The organism is Sorangium sp. So ce1504, assembly GCF_051521635.1.
Classification (GTDB): domain Bacteria; phylum Myxococcota_A; class Polyangia; order Polyangiales; family Polyangiaceae; genus Sorangium; species Sorangium cellulosum_B.
Genome location: NZ_CP150365.1, coordinates 6,739,929 through 6,765,925 on the forward strand (window position 1 = coordinate 6,739,929; position 25,997 = coordinate 6,765,925).

The following is a 25,997-nucleotide window of genomic DNA, read 5'->3' on the forward strand; positions in this document are numbered from 1 at the left end:
ATTGAAGATCGAGGTGCTTTGAGCGGCGAGCCGACAGGCGGCGGCTCGACTTCCGGAACGTCTGGACTCTTTGCTTCTTCAGGCGATGATCGGGTCGACGAGCCCGCCTTCGAGGCTCTCGTCGCCGAAGTCGTCGAGCGGGCCTCCCTGGCTGTTGGTGCATCCGACCGCCGCGCCGATCGTGTTGAGCAGCTTGTTGTTGGTGATCTTGACGTCGACGAACTGGCCGGTCTTCAGGTAGTCCGCGGCGCCGCCGGCGAGGATGTAGGGGACCTTCCGGAACCCGTGGTACTTGTCGGCGTTGTCATTGAGCCACACCGCCACGCCCTGATCGAGGAGCGTCCCCGAGCCGAGCTCGTAAGACGAGAGCCTGTCGAGCAGGTGCTTGAAGAGCCGCGCGTGGATCCGGTCGATCTGGTGGTGCAGCTCCTGCGCGCCCTCGATCGGCGGGCCCGAGGTGCCGTCGCTGTCGATGCGGTGGGAGATCTTGTGGTAGCTCTTCTGCCGGACGCCGTTGATCGTGTACTCGGTCCCGTCGTTGCCGTCGCCCACCTGGAGCGTCGCCACGCGCGTGACGCCGCACGCCATCGCGAGCGCGATGATATCCATCTGCATCCGCGTGACGGCCTCCACGTTCTCGGATCTGCCGACGTTCGGCGAGATCGCCTCCATCTCGGCGACCTGCACCTCCGGGAGCTTGCACGCGAGCGCGACCTCGATATCGCGGATGCTGTCGAAGTGGAGCTGTAGCCGCTCGCGATCGCTCTTGCTGATGTCCTTCCGGCTCATGAGCGCCTTCATCTCCCCGCGCACCAGGTCGTTGACGCTGGTGCGGCGCTCGGCCAGCGACTGCTGGACCTCGGTGTCCACGTCGGCGAGCCCGAAGAGCTTCTTGTACGCGTTGGCCGGGTTGCGCTCGGCTGCGCGCAGCTGCTTCGGCCCGCGGTACGAGAGCACCTCGTTGATGTAGCCGGACATCCTGCCCGCGTAGAGCGTCAGCGGCTCGACGCCCGCCGGGTTGAGCTCGGTCGCGATGCGGTTGTCGATCGACTCGCCCATCGCGAGCGACTCGTTGCCCGCCGGCTGGTCCGACACGCGCGCGGCCGTGAGGCACTGGTTGCCGCCGCCGGAGTGGCCGCACCCGTTGGCCTTGAACGCGAAATCCACGCCGCGCAGCAGGATGAGCTTGCTCGCGTAGTCCTTGAGCTCGCTGACCGCGCGGTCGCTGTCCCGCTCCATCGACGCGGCGGTCAGCGCGCCTGTCTCGCTTGGCCAGAACATCTCGGGCTCGTCGCCGGCCGCCTGCGCCACGCCGTTCGCCTGGCGCATGAAGATCGCGAAGGGCGGCACGTCCCCCGTGCCGGCCGAGGCGCGCCGCGGCGCGAAGGTCTCCAGGAACGGGAGCGCGACCGTGACGCCGAACAGGCCTCGAAGCACACGTCGTCGGGTGATCATGGCGCCTCCGCGGGAACTCGAGCGAGGAACGGAGTGGAGGAGACGATCTCGAGGAGGAGCTCCTTGGTCGAGGAGCCGCCGCGCGACGCCTCGCCGAGCTGCTTGACGAACGCCTTGTCCTTCACGTCCGCGTCGCGGCCGTGGGCGAACTCGAGCCAGCGCTCCGCGTAGCACGCGTGCGCCTCGCTGCTCTCGGCGAGCAGCTGGCTGAACTCGATGGCATCCGCGTACTTCCGCGGCTGGCCGCCGAGCGTGTAGGCGTCGGCGGAGTTGACCGGCACCCCGTTGTCGGTCGTGCGGTATTTGCCGATCGCGTCGTAGTGCTCGAAGGCGAACCCGGCGGGGTTGATGAGCAGCCCATGGCACGACGAGCCGCACGTCCCCTTGCCCGTGTGCGCCTCGACGCGCTCGCGGTTGGTCGCCTGCTCGCCCGGCGGCAGCGAGGTCGCGTCGTCGGGCGGCGGCGGCAGCGCGGCGCAGAGGATCCTGAGGTTCACGAAGACGCCGCGGTGGATCGAGTCCGGCTGCCGCGCCGTCGCCTTCGCCGCGAGGAAGCCGAGGCGCGTGAGCAGCCCCGAGCGCTCGGCCTCGTCGAGCTCCACCTGCTCGAGCTCGTCCGAGAAGTCGCCGTCGACGCCGTAGACCGCCGCGAGGTGGTCGTTCACGAACGCCGTGCGCGAGGTGAGCAGCTCGGTGAGGCCCCCCTCCCTTTCGAAGACGACATGATCCACGAAGCGCTCCGCCTCGCGCTGCATGTCGTCGCCCATCTCGGGGACGAACTCGGGGTAGAGCGCCTTGTCCTTGTTGAGGTCGTGGTACTGCTCGTAATCGTAGAGCTGCCGGTGGAACGCGCGGACGACCTCGCGGGCGCGCGGATCCTCGAGCATCCTGTCCGTGAAGGCGCGGACGGCCTCGGGGCTCGAGAGCTCGCCCGCCTTCGCCGCCTCGAGGAGCTCGTCGGAGGGCATCGAGTTCCAGAAGAGGTACGAGAGCTTGGCCGCGATCTCGTGGCCGCTCAGCGGGATGAGCCCGCCCCTCGCCGGCCCGGCGCCGCGCTCGACCCGGTAGACGAAATGGGGTGACTGCAGGAACGCCTCGAGCGCCGCGCGCACGCCGGCCGCGAACGGCTCCTCGCCCTCGAAGAGCTCCTCGCCGCGACGGAACAGCGCGACATACGTGTCCCGCTCCTCGGCCGCGAGCGGGCGCCGGAACGCCCGCTCGCCGAACCGCTCGATGAACGCCTGCGCCCGCGCCTCCGGCTCGACCGGCAGGTCGGCGGGCACGAGCCGGCCGAGCTTGTCCTCGTCGGCGGTCACCATCGCCGCGAGCTCCTCCGCGGCGCGCTGGTAATCGCTCCAGAGGCCCGGCGTCACCAGGAGCGCAGCTTCGTTGTTGTCGAACACGCCGCCGAGCGGATCGCTCGTGAAGGACGCCGAGAGGCCGGGCCTGTCGTCGAGGCGCAGGAGATCGCGCACCGTGTTCTCCCACTGCGCGTGGCTCAGCCGCGGGAACATGCTGCGCTCGGCGACCTGCGGCGCCGCCGCGCCGCCCGGCAAGGGGCCGTCGCCCTCCTCGTGGGCGCCCAGAGAGCCCGTACACCCCGCGAGCAGGAGCGCCGCAGCGCAGAGCGGCGCGCCCAGCGCGCGCCTCCAGCGTGGCAGGAGGATCATCGAAATAGACGGTGGGGTCATCGTCTCTCTCTCCTGGTGAAGCGCTGGCGACCGGGCGGCCAGTTCAGCGTGGCTCTCAACGCGACTACCATCCAACAGAAGCCGTGGTGTTCACTCCGTCATCGAGCGCGGCGTCGATCTTGCCTGTCGCATGGGACCCGCAGCCGTTCAACACTGGACGATTCAAACACGATCGAAACTCGTGAGCTCGCGAACGAACGCGATCACGAGAGATCGCGCGGTCTCGAGAGGGCGACCCGACGGCCTGCGGGGCGCCGATCCGCCGCCCGCGGCGCGCACCGCCGAGCGAACGGGGCCGGTGCCGACATCCATCGAAGGACGGAGGTCTCGGTCCGCGTGACGACCCACCCAAGACGAAGCAAAAGGATACCGCTCCGAAGCAATGTGAACGATCACAAGATCGATGTCAAACCCAATCAACCCACCCGCATGGTCGCTCCGGCCCGAGCGAGGACGCTGGCATGGTCGTGGGACCGCGAGGACTGGAACTTTCCGCCAGCAACACGCATGCTGAGAGCGCCGTTACGTACGCCGAGCGACGTGAAGGCGCGCGACGAGCGCGGAGGCTGCTAGCGGTCGAAGAAGTCGAAGACGTCGGGCAGCACGAGCGGAACCATGCCTGCATGGTCCGCATCGACTTCCTTGTATGTGATCGTGTAGCCGCCAGCCATCATCCAGTCGCGCAGCGCCCGGCTGCCGGTCAGGGAAGGTGTGCCGCGGGTCCCTTCCGTCACGAAGATGGGCACGTCGAGCAGCCGGTCCCACGGATAGCCCGACTCCTGGACGAAGGGGCCGGACATGGGCGCCAGAGCCGTCCAGTAATCGGCGTATTTGCCGCCGATGTACCAGGTGCCGCCGCTCCCCATCGAGTGTCCGGTGAGGAACATCGCGCTGCGATCGATCGGGTACTCGTGCAGCACCAGCTCCAGGACGTTGATGACGTCCTTCTCGCTGAGCTCCTGGTCGCGTTCTCGCTCGGGCGTACGCATGGCCAGGAGCTTCTCCGCCTCCTCGGGTTGCCCGAACACGGCCGGCAGCCGCAGGAAGTTGCCGTAGGCGCCTCGATGGCCGAGCGGCGAGACCAGGAGAACGCCATGCTGGTCGGCCAGATTCACCATCTGCCTGTTGTTCTGATCCAGGTACGAGCTCTCGTCGTTCGAAGCGCCGTGCAAGAACATGACGAGGGGCAGCTTCGACGTGCCGTCCCAGCCATTCGGGACGCAGACGCGGTAAGGAACGTCGGCGCCCGCTTCTGGAAAGCGATACGTCCTGCGCTGGTCGCCTTTGGCCCGCCACTGCGGAGAGCCGGGATCGGCGACGGACTCGGCGAGCGCCCGCGCCTCGATCACCTGGGTGCGTGGATCGAGCGTGGTCCCGAACGAGATGGTCACCGGCTCGAATTCGTCTGAACCGCCCGCCCCGCCTGCCCCGCCCGCCCCTGCGGCGCCGCCTTCGCCGCCGGCCGCCGTCGTCCCGCCGCTGGGCGCTTCGCCGCCTGTGCCGGCGCCCGCTTGACCGCCCACGCTGGCCGAGGCGCCTCCAGGAGCCCCCCCGCTGGAGCCGCTGGAGGCGGCGCCCGGCGCGCTGGCGCCGCCCCCACCTTGGCCGGTGGAGGCAGCGCCGCTGAGGGCATCATCGCTCCCGCAAGCGGCGAGCGACAGCGCGCAGCCGATGCAGGCCAGTGACGAAAGGAATCGACGTGTCGTCATGCTCACTCCGGGACGAGATCAGCCCGTTCAGGGCGCGCTGCCGAGCGCTCGTGGTTCTCCGAGGCCTCGTGGCGCGCGACTCGATGGCTTGTTCACGGCTCGCAGAAAAATGCACTGACACCAACCAAGCTCACGTCACGAGCGAGCTGCTGGCGCCCGCAGGATCCGGCGGCACCCAGCGCGATGCCTCGAGCCGTTCCACTGGACCACCGATTCGCGCATCGCGGCTCGTGTGCCTGCGCAAATACGATGTCAGCAGCAGGCCCCCGAGGGCGCACCGTGAACGATCACATTCAGGGCGTCAAACAAAATTGACCAGCCCACGGCTCTCCTCGATCCCGAGTGTTCTGGTCGGCTTCGAGCCAGTTGCGCGGCCTGGTGAGGTGCCCCACCGTCCGATGGCCCAGATCGGGGAGATGGCGGCTCGCGGCCGCCTCACCGCCGTGCTTGTCGATGGCGACCACCGCGTTCGAATCGACCGGCCCCTCTCGACACAGCGCCCACCGGCTGATCGGAGATGACGTGACGGAGCACGTCCGCCGCCGACGCTACTGTGCGCTGCGGGGCGACTGTTACGATGCCATTGGCGCCCTCGTCGTACAGGCCCTCGACTGGCGCGCGGCCCGGTGCCCCGCTTGACGCGCCGCTTCGTCGGAGGCGCCACGCCAGCCCTGTCCTCCCTCGGGATCGAGGAACTCCGCGGTCCCGTCGACAAGAGTTGACATCGAACATGTGAACGATCACAATGAACACCTTGCCGCGAGCGCGGCGAACGGAAATCCAGCGAGACGGCTTGTTTACATCAAAGTCGCGCAAGCTCGCTGAATCCCAGCTCAGCCGTCGGACTCGGGTCCTTCAATCAACTGGAAACGACCTCACGCTGCGGGCGCGCCTCGTGGAACGCCGCCGGTGAGGGAAAAATCGCGCCTGGGTATTCGAATGACGAACCAATCTACACTCGTTCGAGCCACATTGTTCGCGGCGCTGGCCGGCTCTTGCGCTCTCTCGGCTTGCGGAGGCGGCGTCGATGACGGCGCGAGCTCGTCAGGCGACGACCCTCACGCCGGGGCGGGCGGGGCCGCCGTCTCAAGCAGCAGCGGCAGCACCACGACCAGCGGCGGCGCCACGACCAGCGGCGGCGCCACGACCGGCGACGGCGGCGCGTCCGCGGGTGGATCAGGCGGTGAGGGAGGCACGAGCGCAAGCGGCGGATCGCCGGGGGCGGGCGGCTCGGGCGGATCGATGGGAGGCAAGGTCCCCCCGCAGCCGAGCACGGGTTGCGACAAGGCCAATCCGCAGACGGGCAGCGCGCAGAGCCCGCTCACCGTATCGGGTCACCAGTACTACGTGAAGCTGCCGACCAACTACGACGCCAGCAAGCCGTATCCGGTGATGATCATGTTCAACCCGACGGGCAACCCGATCAGCTGGGCAGAGCAGAACGCGGGCTTCGAGGCGACCGGCCCCAAGGAGGCCTGGATCCGCGTCTACCCTCATCCCGCCAACTCCGGCTCGGGCTGGGGGGCGAACGACGTCTCCTTCTTTCAGCCGTTCTACGAGGAGATCACCGGCAACTTCTGCATCGACAAAGCTCGCGTGTTCGCGGCGGGCGAGAGCTCGGGCGGCGACTTCTCGAGCATCCTCGGCTGCGAGCACGCGGACAAGCTGCGCGCGGTGGGCCCGTGCGCCACCAAGAACGTACCCCAGTATCCGCTCAACGCCGACACCCGAAAGTGTACCGGGCAGGTCACGGCGGTCGTCATCCACGGAAAGCGCGACTCTGTGGTCGGAACGGACAACGGCCCGAAGACGCGCGACTTCTATACCGAGCTGAACCATTGCCAGGCGAGCACGACGCCGGTCGACGGGTACACGGACGATCTCTCGAACTGCGTCCTGGCTCAGGGCTGCGACGAGGACTATCCGGTCTACTGGTGCCAGCACGGGGACCCGAACTACCAAAACACCAATCATGGTTGGCCCGCGTTCGCGCCCAAGTTCCTCTGGAGCCTGTTCTCGACCTATTGAGAGACATGATTGGCCCGGCGGCGCTCGGTGCATGACGCCTGCGTCAACCAGCCGGGGGGGGCGTGACGAACGACCCGCGATCACCCGAGCCCCCGGCGAGCAGAAGCTATCGAGGTGGTGTCCTTATGAGTAGATCTGTGTTTCGACTGAACGTTCTCTTCACCGTGGGCGTGGCGGCGGGGCTGGCCGCATGCGGCTCGGAGGCGGATCCCGTCGACCCCGGCGCTGGTGGCTCCTCTGGCGCATCCACGAGCGGCGGTTCCACCTCGGGAGCGACGTCGGGCGGAACGTCCAGCAGCAGCGCGGGCACGGCCGCGAGCACGGCCGCGAGCACGAGCAGCTCTGCCGGCACGGGCGGCGACTCGTCCGGCACCGGTGCCGGCGGCTCGACGGGCGCCGGCGGCTCGACGGGCGCCGGCGACGGCGGCTCGACGGGCGCCGGCGACGGCGGCTCGACGGGCGCCGGCGACGGCGGAACGATGAACCCGGGCGACGGCGGCTCGGTGGGCTGCGGAAAGGCCGTGACGCGCCCCAACCCTCGCACGCAGCAGACGCTGATGGTCGGTGGGGTGACGCGCTACTACCTGATTCACGTGCCGGAGAACTACGACCCGAGCAAGCCGCTGCCGCTGGTCTTCGGTATCCACGGCCTGAACATGAACAACGTGTGGGCCGCGCACGACAACAGCGGATTTCAGCTCATCCAGGAGACCAACAACCAGGCGCTGCTCATCTACCCGCAGGGCTTGCCGGCAGACGGACAATCCAGGCCTCCGAGCACCGAATCGCAGTGGGGTACCGCGGACTCCAACTGGGGCGGTCCGCCGCCCAACGCCAATCAGGCGCGCCTGACGGCCGACCTGGCGTTCTTCGATGCCATGCTGGAGCACGCCAAGACGAACTACTGCGTGGACACGAAGCGCGTCTTCGCGGTCGGGTTCAGCCAAGGTGGTTTCATGACGAACACGCTCGGCTGCCAGCGCGCCTCCGTGTTCCGCGGCCTCGCCCCGGTCGCTGGATGGGGCCCCAACGGATCCCAGCCCACGTGCAGCGACGCCAGCGCCGCGCACGCGCTGATTCAAACGCAAGGCGACACCGACGGGACCGTGACCCCCCAGCTGGGACAGGCGACCCGAGACTTCTGGCGCGGCCGGAACGGCTGCCAGGCGACCACGATGCGATCGAGCTTCGGCGACGCGTGCGTCGAGTACCAGGGCTGCAAGGAGGGCCAGCCGGTCGTGTACTGCACGCACCCCGGCGGTCACAACGTACCGTCCGGCGCGGGCGGGCGAGCCTGGCGCTTCTTCCAGTCGCTCAAGTGAGCTCCGCGAACCGTGGAGTGGACGCGGCCTCCCGCAGGCCGTCGAGTGAGCGCGATCTGTTCGATGCATGGATTCTCGATTTCAGATGAACACGACAGTCACTGGATGATGGTTGCATTGTAACTGCGCTGAATAGCTGATTCGTCACCCGAGCTTGGTCAGGAGGCAATCATGACCCCACCGTCTTTTTTAATGACCGGCTTGCCACGCGGCAGGCGGGCGCTGACCGCGGGGCTCTGCGTCACCGCGCTCCTGCTCGCGGGATGCACGGGCGCCTTGGGCGATCCGGATCCGGAGGGGAGCGGCGGCCCTCCTCCGGACGGCGGCGGCCCACCCACCGGCGGGGTGGCGCGCGGCATCGACATGCCGGGTGGGCCGCAGTACCACCGGTTCGTGCGCCTCACGAACTCGCAGTGGGCGCGCAGCGTGCAGGTGGTCCTGAACCTCGCCGCTCCTCCGTCGCTGTCCGACGGGTTCGAGAAGCCCGTCGCCGGCACGACGGACTTCACGAACAACGAGCACCTGCTGAGCGTGAACCAGCGCTCGTGGAGCGACTACCAATCGGCGGCGGAGGCGCTCGCCGAGGAGGTGACGGATTCGGAGGAGGCGCTCGCCGATGTTTACCCGGGCACGGACGCGGCCGGCTTCATCGAAGCCGTGGGGCGCCGCGCGTATCGCCGTCCGCTGACGGACGACGAGATCGCCAGGTACGAGGAGCTCTTCGAGACCGGAGCGGCGATGTCCGGCACGAAGAGCGCGTTCGCCAAGGGCGCGCAGCTCGTGATCCGGACGATGCTCCAGTCGCCGCACTTCCTCTACCGCACGGAGCTCGGCGAGGATCGCAAGCCGCTCGATGGTTACGAGATCGCGGCGAAGCTCTCGCTCTGGCTGCGCGACGCCGCGCCGAGCGACGAGCTGCTCGACAAGGCGCCCACGCTCACGACGCCGGAGGCGATCGCCGCGGTCGCCGAGACCATGCTGGAGGAGCCCACCGCGGCCGAGGGCATGCGGTACTTCCATCGCGAGCTGCTCCACTTCGATCGCTACGCCACGATCAGCAAGCTCGGCGTGCCGAGCTACGACGAATCGTTGAACGTGGAGTACGAGGAGAGCGCGTACCTGTTCTTCGACAAGATCTTCACCGAGGGTCTCGGCGTGAAGGAGATCCTCACGTCCACCAAGGGCTTCGTGGGGCCGGGGATGGCGAGCCTCTACGGCCTTTCGCCGAGCGGGAGCGGCGTCGTGGAGCGAGACCTCGGTCCCGATCGCGTCGGCTTCTTCTCGCAGCTCCCTTACCTGACGCTGAACGCCCTGAACGACGAGTCGGACTCGATCCACCGCGGCGCCAACATCAACTTCGACGTGCTGTGCGCGCCGCTCGGCGCGCCGGCCCCCGACATTCCGCCGGTCCCGCCCCTCGAGCCCGGGCAGACGAACCGTCAACGCATCACGCGGCTCACCTCCGCCTGCGGCGGCGCGTGCCACAACCAGCTCATCAACCCCGTCGGCTTCGCCTTCGAGCACTTCGACGGCATGGGGCAATATCGGGACGAGGAGAACGGAGGCTTGCCGATCGACAGCAGCGGTGTCTACACGTTCTCCGAAGGGGCCAAGTCGTTCGCGGACGCCGGCGAGCTGATGCGCCACATGGCGGAGGGCGAGCAGGCTCACCTCTGCTACGCCAAGAAGCTCGCGAGCTTCGCGCTCCAGCGCGACGTCGTCCCGTCGGACTTGCCGCTCGTCGAGACGCTCGCCGAGGTGAGCCGCGGCGCCAGCGGCTCGGTGAAAGAGATGATGCTCGAGCTCGTGAAGAAGGAAGCATTCCGGACTCGCATGGGAGGTACGCTGTGAACCCCAAGATCGCAATGAACCTCGCTCCTCCGAACGCGGCCCACCGGCGCGGCATGAATCGGCGCGCGTTCCTGCGCGCGGGCGGCGTCGCCATCGCCCTTCCGTTCCTCGAGGGTCTGCCGTCGCGCTCCGCCTGGGCCGCGGACAGCACGCCCGTGTTCAGCCTCTACATCGTGGCGGCGTGCGGCGTGGTGGGCAAGAAGTTCTTCCCGGACGAGACGGGTCAGCTCACGACCGACGGGCTCGCCGCCATGACGGACAAGGCGACGCACGTGCTCGCGCCTCACGCCCCGAACCTGCTGTTCATCCGCGGCATCAACTTCCCGATGGGAGGGCCCACCAACTGCGGCCACGCGCAGGGCCTGTGTCAGGCGCTCACCGCGCGCCCGGCGCAGGGCGGCGGCAGGACCGCAGCCTCGACCGGCGTGTCCGCGGACGTGGTCGTCGCCCAGCTGGTGAACGAGGGCGGCGCCGAGCCGCTCACGCTTTACGCCGGCAACCGCAAGAACGGGTACATCGCCGAGCGCATCTCTTTCAAGGGCAGCGGCTCCGGACAGGTGCGTTCCGCGGACGACAACCCGTACACGCTCTATTCCAAGCTCGTCGGCCTGACGAGCAGCGACGGCGGTAGTAGCAGCGGCGGGCAGGTCGCCGAGGAGCTCATCCGCAGCCGCAAGAGCGCGAACGACTTCGTGCGCGAGGAGCTGAACAGCCTGATGCGCATGTCGGCGCTGAGCTCCGCCGACAAGCAGCGCCTCGAGCAACATTTCGCCGCCATCCGCGACGCCGAGGTCACGATGGGCGAGATGGCCGGAGCCTGCAGCCAGGCCGGCCTCTCGACGTCGGAGCTCGAGGCGCTCGAGGGCGGCTTCGCGTTCAAGACGAACGGCATGATCGAAGACGTCGCGAAGCTCCATCTCGAGCTCGTGGCGCTGGCGTTCGCCTGCAACTTCAACCGCGTGGCGACGCTGCAGCACGGCGACGGCACGGATCAGACGAAGTATGCGGTGCCGGCGAACGAGAAGCTCGGGTGGCCCTTCCACCACATCAGCCACCGTGTGCAGTCGGACGCCTCTTCGGGCAGCAACCCGACGGCCGAGCAAGCGCACGCCGAGATCGACGTGCTCCGCATGCAGACGCTGCTCCACGGCCTCGATCAGTTCAAGGCGCGCGGCCTGTTCGACAAGTCCATCATCCTGTGGACGAACCACGTGTCGGACGGCCCGTCGCACAGCTTCCGCGACGTTCCGACGATCATCGCCGGGAGCGGCGGCGGCTACCTGAAGCAGGGTGCTTTCATCGACGCCGAAGACGCCACGAACAACCGGCTCTTCAACGGCCTCATCGCCGCCGCCGTCCGGGACAAGACCGAGTGGACGGAGAACTTCGGCGAGGGCAAGGGCTCCGGGCCCATCGACGGCATGCTCGCCTGAGCGGCAGCGCCGGCGGTGCGCCTCCCTGGATTCGGCACCAGAACTGCGAACGCTCAACTCGACTCTGGAGTGGGCCATCAAGGAGAACGGGCGAGCGTGCAGCCAGTACTACCAGCGCCTGGCTGCCGACAAGATCGCGGTCATGGGTTGGTCCTGCGGCGGACTGATGGCCGAGGGTGCTGCCGGCGACCCGCGCGTGACGACCGCAGTGATCTGGAGCAGCGGGATGATCAATCCCGATCAGAAGATCCTCGACGCGCTCCACGCGCCGATCGCGTTCATCCTCGGCGGCCCCGATGACGTCGCTTACCCGAACGGGACCCGGGACTACCGGAACACCCGCGACGTGCCCGCCGTCCTTGCGAGCACCAACGTGGGCCACGGCGGCACCTACGGCCAGGACAACGGCGGAGTCTTCGGCAGGGTCGGCGTCGCCTGGCTGGGCTGGCAGCTGAAGGGTGACATGGGCGCGACCGGCAAGGGCATGTTCGTCGGCGCGAATTGCGGCCTGTGCACCGACCGGGCATGGACCATCGAGTCGAAGAACATGGACTGACGTGCGGCGCGCGACCGGCGCTCCCCGCATGACGAGCCCAGTCCTGGGCCAAGCCGAAGCGGCGGCCCAGGAGAACGTGAGCGCTCACACACTTGAGTGCAAGCCCGATCGGCAGCACGCGTCTTGACGCGATCCGGCGGCTCGACGATAGGGCCGGCGCGGTGGCGCAGGCGCTCGTCACTGGGCCATCGCCGCCGCGGGGGACGACAGGCGCGCCTCGCGGCGGGCCTTGTCGACTTTCCGGCGAGATCGACTTGCGGAACCGTTAGACTACGGGCGGCGCGCTCGCGGATCGGCGCGCGGAGGAGCGAGCATGGGTCGCGACAGGGGCGAGCGGACATCCGGACCGTTCGGAGGCGCGGACGCGGAGGAGGTGTCCGGAGGGGACCACGACTCGGCAGCAGGGAGCACGGCGGGCGGGCCCTGCCAGCTCGACGGGGGCCCCGCGCCGGGCGGGGTTCCCGCGCGCATCGATGGCGAGATTGACTACAAGGCAGAGTGCTGGGCGCTGCGCGCGCGGGTCGAGGAGCTGGAGAATGAGCTGGCCAGTCGGCGCGGCGAGCTCGGGCGCGAGAGAGGGTTGGTCAGCGCGGCGGCGGCGTACCTCGACGCTCCGTTCGCTCTGGGCGCCACGCAAGTGCCGGCGCTGATCCACTGGCGCCTGGATGGCACCGTGACGCGCTGGAACGACGCCGCGGGGCACCTCTTCGGCTGGAGCGAGGGCGAGGCCGTGGGCCGCCGGATCGAAGAGCTCGTTGCCGCGGATCCGGTGTCGCCCCAGGAGGCGGAGGCGTTCAACCACGATCCTGGCGAGAGCCTCTTCGCGACGACCACGAGCGCGGGCAGGACGAGAGAGGGAAACGAGATCACCTGCCGGTGGACCTACGCCGTGCTGCGCGACGAGCGAGGCGACGTCCGAGAGATCGCGGCCATCGTGGATGAAGGCGACGATCCGCGGCAGAGGGAGCGCCTGCTGCACGAGCGCTATCAGATGCTCCTGCAGCTCGTGGACAACTCGCCGAACGTCATGTTCATCAAGGACGCGGACGGACGCTACGTGTTCGTCAACCGCCATTATGCGCGGGCCCTCGGGCGGCACGCCGTCGAGTTCCTCGGCAAGGACGAGCATGAGTTCGGCGCCACGCCGCCCGGCGTCGCCGACCGGATCGTGGAGAAGGAACGGGAGGTGTTCGCGAGCGGCCAGGCCATGCGGTACCAGGAGGTCCTCGACTACGGCAGCCAGAACTTCTATTTCTTCACGGTCAAGTTCCCGGTTCGCAACGAGCGCGGCGAGCTGGTCGGCGTCGGCGGCGTCGTGAGAGAGGACACCGACCTGAGGCGCGCGGAGGCGGAGCGGGCCGCGCTGCAGGAGCAGATCATCGCCGCGCAGCAGGACGCGCTCCGGGAGCTGTCGACGCCGCTCATCCCGCTCGCCGACGGCGTCCTGGCCATGCCGCTCGTCGGGACGGTGGACGGCGCGCGCGCGGGGCAGATCATGGAGACGCTGCTCACCGGGATCGGCAGCCAGCGCGCCCACACCGCGATCCTGGACATCACCGGCGTTCGCGCCGTCGACACGCTCGTCGCCGATGCGCTGACGCGGACCGCGCGCGCCGCCCAGATGCTCGGCGCGCGCGTGGTGCTCACGGGCATCCGCCCCGAGGTGGCGCGCGCCCTGATCGAGCTCGGCGCGGACCTCACCGGCATCGTCACGATGGGCACCTTGCAGAGCGGCATCGCGTACGCGCTCCGGCCCACGGAGCGCCCGCGCGTCGCCCGGTGAAGCGCGCCACGGCTGCATCCTAAAGAGACCGAGACCCCTCCCTCGCGCGGCGACTGGAGCGCGCGACCCGGCTACGAGCTCGCCCCGACGCTCGCGAACGCGCCGGGCGTGACCGCCGTGCTCGAAGGCCGCGCGCCGGTCCATTTTCTTTGACACCAGCAGTGTGAACGCTCACAGTGCGCCTTGGGGTTTCCTTTCGCGTTGCCCTGAACAGGCCGTCGTTCGCGCCGGCCCTTCGTCCCTGGGCTCGGGCTCGCCCTCTGCGCCGATTCCATTCGCCTGGTCGTCGCGGACGCGAGCAACGGCGAGGTCGCGAGGGAGTCGCGTGTCGTTTCGGCGGCTCTCGGTCGATCATCCCGACGGCGCAGCGGAGCTCGCATCCTGCGGCTCTCCGCTTCGGCGTGCGTGGGACGGAGGAATGCGATGCGTATGGTTCAAGAGAATGGTTCGCTGTGTGGGTCGCGCGAGCGGAACGATGCGGAGATCCGGAGACCGCGCCGCTCGACGTGGGCCACGCTGGTGGGGACTGCCGCGCTGGTGGCGATGTTCAGCGGGTGTTCCGATGATCCGGAAGGAGCGACGTCGACCAGCTCCGGAGCCGGCGCAAGCGCTACGACGGGCGCGACCAGCGGGGGGGTGACGAGCGGCGGCGTGACCAGCGGGAGCGCTGGAGGGGGAGTCGCCACGAGCGGCTCGGCAGGCTCGGGCGGCGACGGCGGCACCGGGGGCGCCGGCGGAGCGGGCTCGGGTGGCATGGGCGGCGCATCCGACGGTGTCGGAGGTACCGCGGGCGACGGAGGTGCAGGGGGCAGCGCTGGCGCGGGCGGCGGCCCGTCATTCCAGCCCTGCCCGGCGAGCGGCTCCTGTAAGATCATGCCCTTCGGCGATTCAATCACGCAGGGTTTCAACGTCGCCGGCGGCTACCGCGCCCCGCTGTTCCACCTCGCGCTCGAAGCGAACCGCGACATCACCTTCGTCGGTTCCGCCAGTGATTACAGCGTGCCCATGGTGGACGGAGTGACGTTCCCGAGGAACCACGAGGGTCACGGCGGCTGGACGATCGAGGGCAACAACGGCATCGCGCAGCTCGTGGGCACCAGCATTCCGAATTACAAGCCCAACATCATTACGTTGATGATCGGAACGAACGACATCAACGGTAACATCAACCTTGCGGACGCACCGAATCGCCTGGGCAAGCTGCTCGACTCGATTTTCATGCGTGATCCGAACATCCTCGTGGTGCTCGCGCAGATCGTGCCGACGAGAACGGACGGCACGAACAACGCCATCAAGGCCTACAACGCGGCCATGCCCGACCTGGTTTCGACGCGCGTCAGCAAGGGGCAGCACATCGTGCTGGTGGACATGTACACAGCGTTCACCAACGACACGAACTACAAGCAGTCCCTCTTCGCCGACAATCTCCACCCGAACCAGGCAGGGTATAACCGCATGGCCGATGTTTGGTTCCAGGCGTTGAGTCCGTACCTCCGCTGAAATCGAAAGGCGAACGCACACCGGATTTCCGACAGCGGAGCTCCCGGACAGGATACACCCGAACGAGGCCGGCTACGTGCGCATGGCGAACGTCTGGTACGGGGCGATCGGCGACCTCTTGCGGTGAGACGACGTCGCGGTCGCGCCTTCCCCCCGCGACCCTATTGCTCGCGCCGCGTCGCGTGACGGCGCCGGCCAGTACCTCGAGGAGCGCCGGCCGGCGTCGTTGAGCTCGCGCCGGCCGGCGTTCCGCCCTTGTGACGGCTACGTCAGGTTCGTGAGCGGCCCGGTGCAGAACCTCGGGTCGCCGAACGTCGTTCGGCTGTCGCCGAACAGGTTCAAGATCGAGACGAGCAGATCGTTGTGCGGGCGATTGTTGTACCGGAGCCAGCGTCCAGCGCGCAGGCCTCCGCCGCCGCCGGCCAGCAAGAACGGCATGTTCGACTTGTTGTGGCTCGGCGGATCCTGGAGCTCGGACCCGAAGAAGACGACGCTCTCGTCGAGCAGCGAGTGTCCACCCATGTCGACCTTCGCCATCTCCTGAAGGAGGTAGAGGTGCTGCTGCGAATACCAGTTGCAGATGCGCTCGCACTCGGCCGGCCTGAAGCCGCCGTCGTGCTGGTAGAAATGGTGGTGCTCGCTCAGGTTGAGCCAGGGGAAGGTGTGCTTCGCCTCGGTGTCGCTCCACTGCAGCGTGCCGACCGCGGTGATGTCGCAGGCGAGCGACATCACCATCATGTCCATCATCAGCTTGCCGACCTTCGGGATCGCCGCGTCGGTCGAGGTGTCCTTGACCTTGCCGTCGTTGTCCGCGCTGAGCCCCGTGCGCGGGTTGTAGTCGGACGTGTCGACCTTCGTCGGCGCCTTGCACGCGCTCGTCTCGACCGGCGGCGCGCTGTCGAGGCTCTTCTCGATCTCGCGGATCTTCGTCAGGTGCTGATCGATCTTCTGCTTGTCGGCGGCGCCGAGCCGATTGGACAGGGCGGAGTAGCGCCCGTCGAGGAAATCGAGGATCGATTTCTTTCGCGCGAGTCGGCGGGCGGCGTCGTTGCCGGCGCTGGGATCCAGCGTGCCGAAGAGATCGGTGAAGATCTCCGTCGGATCGAGGCGCGGCGAGATCGGCCTGAACGGCGCGGCGCTCTCGAAATTCGCGGAGTTCATCGGTGACAGCAGGCCGTGGGACTTGCCCGTCGCCCAGCGCACCGCGATCTCGATGCTCGCCTTCGCCTTCTGACCGGCGGAGATCCGGGAGGCGATCACCTGATCGACGGACGGTCCGCCCGCGTAGCCGCCGTTCGGGGCCTGGGTCGTGCCCGAGAGCCAGGCGATGATCCCGGCCTGGTGCTGCTCACCGACCGCGCTCTTCATGTCGAGGCCGTCGACGACGATCAGCTTGTCCTGCACCGGCGCGAGCGGCGACAGGATGGGCCCCAGGGTGAAGTTCGTCTCGGTGCCGGTCGGCCGCCAGCGGTTGATCACGGTCCCGCCCGGCGTGTAGACGCCGAGGAAACGCTTGGCGGGGGTGGCTTGCGCGCTCGCCGTGCGTTCGGGGCCCATGATCTCCAGCCAGGGGAGCGCGATGGCGATGGCGCCAGCGCCGCGCAGCACGGCACGTCGGCTCAAACGAAAGTTCGACATAACCATCACTCCTCCTGGGCAGCCATGTAGTGGAAGGCATCCGTCTGCGTGAGCTCGATCAGGAGCTGCCTTACATTGTATCCGGACGCCTTGAAGGCGTCCGTGACAGCCTTCTTGGTGCAAGCGTCCCCGGCGCGAAGCGTGAGACCATAGCCGTACTCGGCCCAGTGCGTCGCGAAGCAGTTCTGCACCGCCTCGGTCTGGGCGAGCCCCTGCACCAGCTCGATCGGCCCGTTCACCTTGATGTCCGTGCCCGGGACCCCGCCGCTCGCGTCGATCGGGACGTCGTTCTCCGTCGTGCGGAACAGCCCGACCGCGTCGTAGTTCTCGAGCGCGAACCCGACCGGATCCATGAACTGGTGGCAGCCCGCGCAGACCGGATCCTTGCTGTGCTGGCTGAAGCGATCCCGCGCCGTCGCGCCGGTGTACGGATCCGGCGGCTTCACCCTCTCCAGGATGTCGCCGGTGGGGAGCGGGATCTTCTGGCACATCAGCTTGTCGAGCACGAACGCGCCGCGGACCACGGGGTTCGTGTTGTTCGAGTGCGTCGTCCCGGCCATCATACCGGCCTGGGTGAGGAGCCCGAGGCGCTGGGTCGTGTCGAGCTCCACCCGCTGGAACTCGTCGCCCGTCACGCCGGAGACGCCGTAGAACGCCGCGAGGGGTCCGTTCATGAACGTGTACGGGGCCGTCAAGATGGACGCCCAGGTGCCGTTCTCCTCGAAGATCTCGTGCGCGAGCAATCGCTGCGTCTCTTCGTGCATGAGCGAGCCGATCGTCCGCGTGAAGGTCGGGAACGACTCCGCGTTTCGCTCGAGATCCGCGAGGCTGCTGATGGGGAGCAGGTTGTCGAAGAAGTACCGGACGGTGACCCGCGACCGGGGATCCTCGAGCATGCGCTCGGCATGAGCGCGCACGCCCTCCTTGGTCGAGAGCTCGCCCGCCTGCGCCGCCGTGCGCAGGTCCTCGTCGGGCATCGTGCCCCAGAGCAGGTACGATAGGCGCGTCGCCATCTCGTCGCCGGTGGGCCGGCGGAGCTCGGGGCGCTCCGGGTCGGGCGCGCCAAACTCGATGCGGTAGAGAAAATCCGGCGATTGAAGCAGCCCCTCGATCACCGTCGCGATGCCGACGTCGAACGAGGCGTCCGTCCGGCCGGCGCTGTACAGCGCGAGGAGCTCGTCCGCCTCGCCGTCGGCGAGCGGCCTTCGATACGCGAGCGGCGCGAGTCGCTCGATGATCGTGCGGGCGCACGCCTGCTCGCCCTCCGCCGTCACGCTGCGCGCGCAAGGGTCGAGCTTCGCGAGCGCCTCCGGGGTGGCGGTCGCGCGCTTGGCGATGCCCTCCGCGACGGTGCCCAGCTGCTCGGCGAGCAGGCTCGAGACCGACAGCGTGTCCGCGTCATTGCCGAAGCCGTTCCCGACATCCTCGCTCGGAAGTGAAACGGCCGGCTCTGTCGTGTCGCCCAGGAGGTCGCGGACGGTCTTGTTGTATTCGAAGCGCGTCAACCGCCGCAGCGGCGCTCGCCCGGGGTACACCGCGCCGTCCTCGCAAGCGGCCGGGTCCGTCGGGCCCGTGCCCGTCGAGGTGGGCGGCGGGTCGTTCGGTGTGGAATCGGAATCGTCGGAGCGAAACCCGCCCAGGTCTCCCGTGCAGCCGCTGGCCACGATCAACGCGATCGAGACAGCTGACCGAGAGCCCAGGAGAGGACGCGCCTTCTCATGATCTGAGGGCCTAACCATGTTCTCTCTCCTCGCCCGCTGTGGGCACGCTAAAGTGGAGCGCAGGCGGGATCTGGTGTTTACCCTCGCCCGTGTCGCGACAGCTCGTGGCCAGTTCGGCCTGAAGATATTTCTACTACCTGCCGAGAAAATCCATCGACCACCGCATGGCGGGGCGCGGCTGGCCGCCCCTGATGAGGCCCGACTCCCTCCCCCACGTCGCGCCATGGACGTGGCCCCGGAGCGTGATGCCTTTGGCGTTCTCGTGCTTCCAGAACATCGTGAACTGCTCCTCCATCACCCGCCTCTGCCTCTCGTCATCAAAGCCATGTGGCCTCCTGTCGGAATGGTAAGGAAACGACTCACAAGGCAGACATTATCGACGACGATGACACGATGTATGTGGCCTGCGGTGACACGACCATCGAGGTAGCTACGCTCGCGCGGACCGCACCCTGCGCACCGACGCTACCGGTGAACAGCATTCATGATTTTTCACGACAATCGTGGAACAACCGAGGTCTGTCGCGTTTTCCGGTGATTCACTCCTGGCGAAACGCTGATCACCATCGTTCGACGATCATCTGCGCAACGACCGAACGTAACCGGCGCCTGGAACGACCCGAGGCCCGACCACGAAGCCCGCAATGCGCATGGCGACCCACCCAGAGCAAAGCGAAAGGATACCTCTGCAATGTGAACGCTCACATCCCGGATGTCAACGCCTATCGACCGTCCCGCGCGCGTCCGCCAACCCGAGGGAGGACAAGGCCGATGGCGCTCCTCCGGAGCGCCGCGTCAACAGAAGCAGCCGCCGTACCACGGTCGTGCAGCTGAACGAGATCATGGTGTTGAGCGCATACCCAGGTTCCGGGCTCCCCCGCGGACGCCGGAACCGCAGCAGCGGGCTCAGCCGCGCGAGGGCTGCCGCTGCTCCAGGAGCCCGCCCGACTCCCCCTCGCCCACCGGCCCCGCCGCGCGCATCGACTGCAAGGCAGCGATGATCTCCTCCGTGACGCACGGCCCGCCCGAGACGTAGGACGGCGCAAGCGGCTTCAGCGGCGGCGGGAGCACCTCGGCGACCCGCGCGCCGATGGCGTCGCGCGACGCCGCGTGCCCCTCTTCCCCGGCCGCGGCCCGGAGCGCCTGCGCGAAATCGGCCGCCGTGGGCCAGCGCGCGTCGCGATCGCGCTCGATCGCCCGCGCGACAGCGGCCGTGACGGCCTGGCCCACGCCCTCGCGCTCGCTCGAGAGCGGCGGCACCTCGCGCTCCAGGACGGCGTGGAGGGTCGAGACCATGTTGCCGCCGGCGAACAGCCGCCTGCCCGCCAGCACCTCCCACGCCACGACCCCGAGCGAGAACACGTCCGAGCGCCGATCCAGCGGCCTCGCGTTCGCCTGCTCCGGCGAGAAATAGCTCAGCTTCCCCTTCACCATCCCGGTCTTCGTCCGCGTCGTGCGGCGCAGGGCATACGCGAGCCCGAGATCGCAGATGGACGCCCGGCCGTCGACGCCGACAAGGATGTTGGATGGCGAGATGTCCCGGTGGATCACCTGGAGCAGCTCCCCCGAGCTGTCGCGCGCCTCGTGCGCCGCGTGCAGCCCCTCGGCGGCCTGCGCGATGAGCTCGATCGCGTCGCCGACCCCGAGCGCCTCGGGAGCCCGGGTGAGGTGCTTGAGGGTGACCCCCACGACGAGCTCCATGACGATGTACGGCGCGCCCTCGTCGAGACCGTAACCGAGGACAGGAACGAAATGGGGGCTCGCGACGCGCGACGCGATGCCCGCCTCGTCGAAGAGCATGCACGCATAGCTCGACTCGTAGCGCAGATCGGCCCGGATCCGCTTCACCGCCACGAGCGACTCGCGCTCCGGACCCGCGCCGCCCGCCCCCGCCGCGCCGCCCGCGTCCCCTCCGCCTGCAGCGCAGGCGCGACGCGCGATGAAGACCTCGGCCGAGCCGCCCCTGGCCAGCTGCACCAGCAGCTCGTAAGGACCGACGGCGCCCAGGTCAGAAGAATCCATGCTCACTGCTCCGGGCGGCGGGTTATCACGTCAATGGTTGTTCATCAACCTTGGCCCCCTTGCGCTTCGTTCCGTTCACGCTCTGATTTGCGCTCCGGGGGGCGCCCCTGTCCTCCCCCTCCTCCGCCGCCGCGATCCTGCGCAGGGCCGCGGGCGACGAGGCCCTCGCCGTCCGTGGGGGCGTCGCCGCCGCGCTCGGCGTGCTCGGCCAGCACCCGCTCGTCGGTCTCGCCCACCGAGCGCAGCCAGCGCGCCGCAGCCCGGTGGCCGGCGGTGCGATCGCCGTCCGTGAGCATCCCGTAGGCGGCGTCGCGCACGAGGGCGTGACGGAACGTGAGCTCGTCGTGCCCCGGGTAGCGCGACACGCCGCGCCGGGCGACGAGCTCCTCCGAGAGCAGGCTCTTGAGCCAGCGGTCGAGCGACTCGGCCGAGGTGCCGGCGCCGAGCAGCTGCCGCACGCCGTCCGGCCAGAAGCTGCCGCCGAACAGGCTCGCCGCCCGCAGCGTGCGCCGCGCCTCGGCGGGCAGCGCCTCGATGCGCGCGTGCATCAGCGCCACGACCGTGGGCGGCATGTCGCTCCGGCCCTCCGCGCGCGCGCGCATGAGCTCCTCGAGGAAGAAGGGGTGGCCGTCGGCGTGCTCGACGAGCCGCGCCACCTCGGGCAGCGCGAGCTCCTCGCCGAACACGCTGCGGACGAGCCGCTCGGCCGCGCGCTGGCTGAGCGCGCCGAGCTTGATGTGCTGCACGCCGCGCGAGCCCCAGAGGCCGGGGAACGTCTCCATCACGCTGTGGCGCGCGAAGCCGAGCACGAGGAGCGGGCGATCCGAGAGCGCCTGGAGCGCCTCGTCCAGCACCGAGACCGAGGCGTGATCGCTCCAGTGCATGTCCTCGAGCACCACGACGACAGGCCCCTCGCCGCACCGCGCGGCGAGCCACTCGAGCACGGCGCGGCGGGCCTGATCGCCCATGGCGACCGCGTCCCCGCGGGCGGCGCGCAGCTCGGCGTCGGGGTCGTCGAACGGCGTGCCCGCGATCTCGCCGAGGTACCAGGCGACGCGCGGGGCGTCGTCGACCGGCGCGGGCAGGGCCCGCGCGACGTGCTCGCGGATCTTGGCGCGGCGCGCCTCGAGCGCCTCGCCGGGCAGGCAGCCGGCGGCCGCGAGGACGATCTCGCCCAGCATGCCGAACGGCGCGCCCGCGCCGAGGGGATCGCCCCGCGCCACGTAGACCGACGCGCGCGCGTCGCGCTCGCGCACGGCGCGGATGAGCTCGCAGCGAAGGCGCGTCTTGCCGATGCCGGCCTCGCCGAGGACGAGCGCGGCGCGCGCGACGGGCTCGTCGGCGCTCTGCTCGAAGAGGCCGCGCAGCGTCGCGAGCTCGCGGTCGCGCCCGACGAACGAGGTGACGCGGCCGAAGAGCGTGCGCTCGGGCTCGGTGCCGTCGCGCTCGCCCTTCAGCAGGAACGAGGGGCCGTCGCCGATCACCTCGAAGCGCGGTGCCGCGAGGCCCGCGGTGACCTCGTCGATGCGCACGTCGCCCTCGGCCTCGCGGAGGCGGGCGACCGCGCGGTCGATCACGTCGCCCGCGGGCAGGCGCTCGCCCACCTGCGCGCGGCCCGTGGCGAGCGCGACCGGGCGCCCGGGCAGGCGCGCCTTCAGCGCGAGCGCGCACTGCGCGGCGCGCGCCGCGAGGTCGAAGACGGCCATCGTGCCGGCGCCGCCGCGGCCGGAGAACACCTCGTCGGTCTGCGAGGACAGGAGCACCATGCGCGTGCCGCCCGGGAGCCGCACGCGCTCGCCGCCGAACGCCTCGGCGAGGTCCGCGACGATCCGCTCGACGCCGCGATCGCTCGCCGGCTCCGGGTCGGCGGCGCCCAGATCGACGAGGACGACGCTGACGAGCCGCCGCTCGTCGTCCGTGACCGACGCTGGCGCGCCGTCCGCGCCCGCGCTGGACGCACGCGCGAGCAGGGCGCGCGCGTCCGCGAGCGCGGCCGCCGCCGCGCGGCCGTCCGCGGGGCGCGCCGCCGGGTCCTTCGCCAGGAGGCGCGCGGCGAGCTCGTCGAGGAAGGGCGGCACGTCCGGGCGCCGCTCGACGAGGCGCGGCGCCTCCTCGAGGAGGATGCGGCACACCTCGGCGAGCGGGTCGTCGGCCGCGAAGGGGCGCTGCCCGGCGAGGCACTCGAAGAGCAGGACGCCGAGCCCGAAGACGTCCGCGCGCGCGTCGACCTCGACGTCGCCGCGCGCCTGCTCGGGCGCGACGTAGCCGAGCGAGCCGACCAGCGAGCTGGCCTCCGTGACGAGCGAGGTCGACGCCGCCGTCCGGGCGACGCCGAAGTCGAGCAGGACCACGCCGTCGACCCTGCCGTCGCGCAGGAGCACGTTGCTCGGCTTGAGATCGCGGTGCGTGATCCCGATCGCGTGGATGGCGGCGAGCGCCTCCGCGATCTGGTGCGCGACGAGCAGCGCGTCGGCCACGGGGAGCGCCCCCTCCTGGAGGCGCGCGTCGAGCGTGACGCCCTCGAGCCACTCCATCGCGAGCCACAGGGCGCCGTCGTCGCCCGTGCCGTGCGCGATGTGGTGCACGATGAGCGGGTGCTGCACGGCCTCGAGCATGCGCGCCTCGCGCCGGAAGCGGGCGGCGAGCTCCGGGGGCGCGACCTTGAGCGCGACGGGGCTCCCGGTCAGCTGATCGATCGCCCGGTAGACCGTGCCCATCCCGCCGGCGCCGGCAAGGCGGTGCACCTCGAACCGGCCTGCGACCAGCGTGCCCTCGCGCATGGTGCCAGCTTATCCGAGAGCTCCCGTCAGGTGCGCGGCGCGAGCGCTCGGTGGTGACGGTCCAGGGTGTTTGTTGTACGCTGTGCGCGCCGACACGCGCCGACACCCAGAGGGCCGCGTCGCCCGCACAGGACGCCCCCTCTGGACCATCGGCTCGGGCGATCGAAGAGGGACCCCCGATGAACCCCGGACAGCAGGTGACGAGCACGCTCAGGCTGGCGCGCGAGCTCGGGAAGGGGGCGATGGGGAGCGTGTGGGTGGCCGACCACCTCGCGCTCGGGACGCAGGTGGCGGTGAAGTTCATGGCGCCGGCCTACGCGGACCAGACCGGCTTCGTGGAGCGCTTCCGGCGGGAGGCGATGGCGGCCGCGCAGATCAAGAGCCCGCACGTCGCGCAGGTCTTCGACCACGGCGTCACGCCGGACGGGGTGCCGTTCATCGTGATGGAGCTGCTCGAGGGCGAGGACCTCAAGAGCCGCATGCAGCGGCTGGGCGCGCTGCCGCCCGTCGAGGTCACGGCGATCGTGTCGCAGACCGCCAAGGCGCTCGGCCGGGCGCACCAGGTCGGGATCGTCCACCGCGACATCAAGCCGGACAACATCTTCCTGCTCGACGTCGAGGGCGAGCTGTTCGTGAAGGTGCTCGATTTCGGGGTGGCCAAGCGGGTCCAGGGCGAGCTCGGCATGACGTCGACCGGGAGCGTGCTGGGCACGCCGCTCTACATGAGCCCCGAGCAGCTGCTCAGCGCGAAGCACGTCGACTTCCGCGCGGATCTCTGGGGGCTCGCGGTGGTCGCCTACCACGCGCTCACCGAGCAGGTCCCGTTCCGGGGCGAGACGCTGGGCGCGCTGTCGGTGGTGCTGCACACCGGGATCTTCACGCCGCCGAGCGAGGTGAGGCCGGAGCTCTCTCCGGCGATCGACGCCTGGATGAAGAAGGCGCTGGCGCACGATCCGGCGGCGCGCTTCTCGTCGGCGCGGCAGATGGCGGAGGCGCTGGAGCGCGCGGTCCTCGGGATCGCGCGCACGGCGTTCACGACCGAGCCCTCGTCCGCGGGGGAGCGAGCCCTCCACGGGAGCGCGTCGCAGCCCGTGCTGTTCGGGGAGCCGACGCCGCTGCCGCCGGCGCCGGGCGCGCGGCTCTCGACGACCGGCACGCCGCCGTCGTCGGCGCCGGGCGCGCGGCTCTCGACGACCGGCGCGCCGGGGCGGACGCTCGCCGGCATGGCGACCTCGGGCACGGACGGGGCCCGGAGGTGGGCGCCGGCCATCCTGGCGGCCGCGCTCGCGTTCGGAGCGCTGGTGGCGGCGGTCGTCTTCCTGGCAACGAAGCATTCGCCCACGGCCGAGGTGACCCCCTCGTCGGAGGCGCCGGCCCGGCAGGCCGCGTCCGTCCCGGCGCCGCCGGTGGTGCCGGCGCCAGCGAGCGCCGCCGCGCCGGTGCCGGCAGAGCCGGCGAGCGCGACGCCCGCGGCCGAGACCGCGCAGCCAGCGGCCACGGCGGCGACCGCGCAGCCGGCGGGCGCTGTCCGCACCGGCGCGGCAGGGAGGCCGGGTCCGACGGCGGCGCCGCGCGGCACCTCGGAGGGGCGCGGCCGCGCCACGCCGCGGGAGGCGTCGACGGGCCGCCCGACGGGGAGGAAGCCGCCCGCGCCGATCGAGGACACGATCGGCTTCTGACGCGGCCTCCGGCCTCGTCGCGCGCCGGCCGCCCCGGGCGCCCATGTACGCGGCCTTCGGACGACCTGGTCAGACGGAGCCCGTTGAACTGGGGCGCTCGCGCCGCTCGACGGCAAAATATGGAATCAACCGCGCTGGCACGGGCGATGTCGACATCGGAAGGTGAGGCCCACGGGGCGCACTGCGACATCCCGCCTCGCTCCTCCAGCGGAAGGGGCACAGAAATCGGCGCGAACGCACCGAGGCGTGAGAATTTCAGATTGGCACAGAGCGTGCGGTATCCGTCGCCGGGGCCCAGAGCGAGGACGCGCTCAACGCGAAGGAGGTCTCTTCCATGGAGAAGCTCGTAATTGGCCTGGTGCAGACGCACGACGAGGCGGAAGCCGCGGCGGAGCGGATCATCGACTGCGGCTACACACGACAGGAGGTCAGCCTGCTGATGACCGAGGCGACACGCGACAGGTGCTTTCCGAGCCCGGACATAGCGCCGCCGTCGAGCACGTTCGGCGCCGCGGTCTCGATGAGCGTCGTGGTCCCCGACCTCGGGTTCGTGGTCGCCGGGCCGCTGGCCGCGGCCGTGGCCAGCGCGGTCGGCGCCGGGATCACGGGCGGCCTGCGCGAGATCCTCATCACCGCGGGCGTCCCGAGGCACTGGGCGGAACGCTACCAGGCCGGCGTCCGGCAGGGCGGGATCCTCGTGAGCGTATTCGCCCGCAGCGAGCGAGACGTCGGCCTGCTCCACCTGGTCCTGGACGACCCGCACATGACGTCCTTCCACACGGAAGCCCACCGGCACCACGCGTACGACACGTCGTTTTGAGCCGAGGCG

Annotated in this window: 18 protein-coding genes; 9 read left to right on the forward strand and 9 right to left on the reverse strand. The window is 69.9% G+C overall.

All coding sequences use genetic code 11. The annotated features are described in order from the left end of the window. Positions 1-78: 78 nt before the first annotated feature. The 4 genes from WMF39_RS25180 to WMF39_RS25195 all read right to left on the reverse strand — a co-directional run bounded on the left by WMF39_RS25180 (position 79) and on the right by WMF39_RS25195 (position 6,108). Positions 79-1,455 (reverse strand): DUF1552 domain-containing protein, encoded by a 1,377-nt coding sequence (locus tag WMF39_RS25180; protein ID WP_437739023.1) that lies wholly within the window; start codon positions 1,453-1,455, stop codon positions 79-81. Continuing rightward, positions 1,452-3,146, reverse strand: a complete 1,695-nt coding sequence (locus tag WMF39_RS25185; protein WP_437739024.1) for a DUF1592 domain-containing protein — start codon at positions 3,144-3,146, stop codon at positions 1,452-1,454. The genes WMF39_RS25180 and WMF39_RS25185 overlap by 4 nt, the downstream gene beginning before the upstream one ends. A 569-nt stretch (positions 3,147-3,715) precedes the next feature. Further along, the gene (locus WMF39_RS25190) at positions 3,716-4,855 is read right to left on the reverse strand and encodes a hypothetical protein (protein ID WP_437739025.1); all 1,140 of its coding nucleotides are present in this window, start codon (positions 4,853-4,855) and stop codon (positions 3,716-3,718) included. Between the two features lie 1,058 nt (positions 4,856-5,913). After that, positions 5,914-6,108: a hypothetical protein gene (locus WMF39_RS25195; protein ID WP_437739026.1), complete on the reverse strand. Its 195-nt coding sequence runs from the start codon at positions 6,106-6,108 to the stop codon at positions 5,914-5,916. Here WMF39_RS25195 and WMF39_RS25200 point away from each other — a divergent pair. From WMF39_RS25200 to WMF39_RS25230, 7 genes are all read left to right on the forward strand, one after another. After that, a complete protein-coding gene (locus tag WMF39_RS25200) occupies positions 6,098-6,883 on the forward strand; it encodes an alpha/beta hydrolase family esterase (protein ID WP_437739027.1) in 786 nt (261 codons plus the stop codon). The genes WMF39_RS25195 and WMF39_RS25200 overlap by 11 nt on opposite strands. 125 nt (positions 6,884-7,008) lie before the next feature. Then, complete coding sequence (locus WMF39_RS25205) at positions 7,009-8,205, forward strand: alpha/beta hydrolase family esterase (protein ID WP_437739028.1); 1,197 nt, start codon at positions 7,009-7,011, stop codon at positions 8,203-8,205. A 192-nt stretch (positions 8,206-8,397) separates the two neighbouring features. Beyond that, a complete protein-coding gene (locus tag WMF39_RS25210; protein WP_437739029.1) occupies positions 8,398-10,056 on the forward strand; it encodes a DUF1592 domain-containing protein in 1,659 nt (552 codons plus the stop codon). 14 nt (positions 10,057-10,070) lie between these two features. After that, the gene (locus WMF39_RS25215; RefSeq protein ID WP_437739030.1) at positions 10,071-11,489 is read left to right on the forward strand and encodes a DUF1552 domain-containing protein; all 1,419 of its coding nucleotides are present in this window, start codon (positions 10,071-10,073) and stop codon (positions 11,487-11,489) included. Positions 11,490-11,565: 76 nt separating this feature from the next. Continuing rightward, on the forward strand, positions 11,566-12,045 hold the full coding sequence (locus tag WMF39_RS25220; RefSeq protein WP_437748028.1) for a dienelactone hydrolase family protein: 480 nt from the start codon (positions 11,566-11,568) through the stop codon (positions 12,043-12,045). A gap of 313 nt (positions 12,046-12,358) precedes the next feature. Further along, entirely contained in the window at positions 12,359-13,828 is a 1,470-nt protein-coding gene (locus tag WMF39_RS25225) for a PAS domain-containing protein (protein ID WP_437739031.1), read from the forward strand. Between the two features lie 423 nt (positions 13,829-14,251). Beyond that, on the forward strand, positions 14,252-15,328 hold the full coding sequence (locus WMF39_RS25230) for an SGNH/GDSL hydrolase family protein (RefSeq protein WP_437739032.1): 1,077 nt from the start codon (positions 14,252-14,254) through the stop codon (positions 15,326-15,328). Positions 15,329-15,592: 264 nt separating this feature from the next. Here the strand turns inward: WMF39_RS25230 and WMF39_RS25235 are convergent, their stop codons facing one another. The 5 genes from WMF39_RS25235 to WMF39_RS25255 all read right to left on the reverse strand — a co-directional run bounded on the left by WMF39_RS25235 (position 15,593) and on the right by WMF39_RS25255 (position 23,489). Continuing rightward, complete coding sequence (locus WMF39_RS25235; RefSeq protein ID WP_437739033.1) at positions 15,593-16,972, reverse strand: DUF1552 domain-containing protein; 1,380 nt, start codon at positions 16,970-16,972, stop codon at positions 15,593-15,595. Beyond that, positions 16,972-18,501 (reverse strand): DUF1592 domain-containing protein, encoded by a 1,530-nt coding sequence (locus WMF39_RS25240; RefSeq protein WP_437739034.1) that lies wholly within the window; start codon positions 18,499-18,501, stop codon positions 16,972-16,974. Before WMF39_RS25240 ends, WMF39_RS25235 begins: the two co-directional genes overlap by 1 nt. 319 nt (positions 18,502-18,820) lie before the next feature. Continuing rightward, positions 18,821-18,982: a hypothetical protein gene (locus WMF39_RS25245; RefSeq protein WP_437739035.1), complete on the reverse strand. Its 162-nt coding sequence runs from the start codon at positions 18,980-18,982 to the stop codon at positions 18,821-18,823. A gap of 611 nt (positions 18,983-19,593) precedes the next feature. Further along, positions 19,594-20,709, reverse strand: coding sequence for a serine/threonine-protein kinase (locus WMF39_RS25250; protein WP_437739036.1), 1,116 nt, complete (start codon positions 20,707-20,709; stop codon positions 19,594-19,596). Positions 20,710-20,753: 44 nt separating this feature from the next. Next, positions 20,754-23,489: a protein kinase domain-containing protein gene (locus WMF39_RS25255; protein WP_437739037.1), complete on the reverse strand. Its 2,736-nt coding sequence runs from the start codon at positions 23,487-23,489 to the stop codon at positions 20,754-20,756. Between the two features lie 179 nt (positions 23,490-23,668). Between WMF39_RS25255 and WMF39_RS25260 the strand changes: the two genes are divergently transcribed. Then, positions 23,669-25,168, forward strand: coding sequence for a serine/threonine-protein kinase (locus tag WMF39_RS25260; protein ID WP_437739038.1), 1,500 nt, complete (start codon positions 23,669-23,671; stop codon positions 25,166-25,168). A gap of 334 nt (positions 25,169-25,502) precedes the next feature. Continuing rightward, positions 25,503-25,988, forward strand: a complete 486-nt coding sequence (locus WMF39_RS25265; protein WP_437739039.1) for a hypothetical protein — start codon at positions 25,503-25,505, stop codon at positions 25,986-25,988. The last annotated feature ends 9 nt before the right edge of the window (positions 25,989-25,997 follow it).

Coding starts and splice junctions, on each gene's coding strand:
- WMF39_RS25180 (WP_437739023.1), bottom strand. CDS start 1,455: ATGATCACCCGACGACGTGTGCTTCGAGGCCTGTTCGGCGTCACGGTC.
- WMF39_RS25185 (WP_437739024.1), bottom strand. CDS start 3,146: ATGACCCCACCGTCTATTTCGATGATCCTCCTGCCACGCTGGAGGCGC.
- WMF39_RS25190 (WP_437739025.1), bottom strand. CDS start 4,855: ATGACGACACGTCGATTCCTTTCGTCACTGGCCTGCATCGGCTGCGCG.
- WMF39_RS25200 (WP_437739027.1), top strand. CDS start 6,098: ATGGGAGGCAAGGTCCCCCCGCAGCCGAGCACGGGTTGCGACAAGGCC.
- WMF39_RS25205 (WP_437739028.1), top strand. CDS start 7,009: ATGAGTAGATCTGTGTTTCGACTGAACGTTCTCTTCACCGTGGGCGTG.
- WMF39_RS25210 (WP_437739029.1), top strand. CDS start 8,398: ATGACCGGCTTGCCACGCGGCAGGCGGGCGCTGACCGCGGGGCTCTGC.
- WMF39_RS25215 (WP_437739030.1), top strand. CDS start 10,071: ATGAACCTCGCTCCTCCGAACGCGGCCCACCGGCGCGGCATGAATCGG.
- WMF39_RS25225 (WP_437739031.1), top strand. CDS start 12,359: ATGGGTCGCGACAGGGGCGAGCGGACATCCGGACCGTTCGGAGGCGCG.
- WMF39_RS25230 (WP_437739032.1), top strand. CDS start 14,252: ATGCGTATGGTTCAAGAGAATGGTTCGCTGTGTGGGTCGCGCGAGCGG.
- WMF39_RS25235 (WP_437739033.1), bottom strand. CDS start 16,972: ATGGTTATGTCGAACTTTCGTTTGAGCCGACGTGCCGTGCTGCGCGGC.
- WMF39_RS25245 (WP_437739035.1), bottom strand. CDS start 18,982: ATGGAGGAGCAGTTCACGATGTTCTGGAAGCACGAGAACGCCAAAGGC.
- WMF39_RS25250 (WP_437739036.1), bottom strand. CDS start 20,709: ATGGATTCTTCTGACCTGGGCGCCGTCGGTCCTTACGAGCTGCTGGTG.
- WMF39_RS25255 (WP_437739037.1), bottom strand. CDS start 23,489: ATGCGCGAGGGCACGCTGGTCGCAGGCCGGTTCGAGGTGCACCGCCTT.
- WMF39_RS25260 (WP_437739038.1), top strand. CDS start 23,669: ATGAACCCCGGACAGCAGGTGACGAGCACGCTCAGGCTGGCGCGCGAG.
- WMF39_RS25265 (WP_437739039.1), top strand. CDS start 25,503: ATGGAGAAGCTCGTAATTGGCCTGGTGCAGACGCACGACGAGGCGGAA.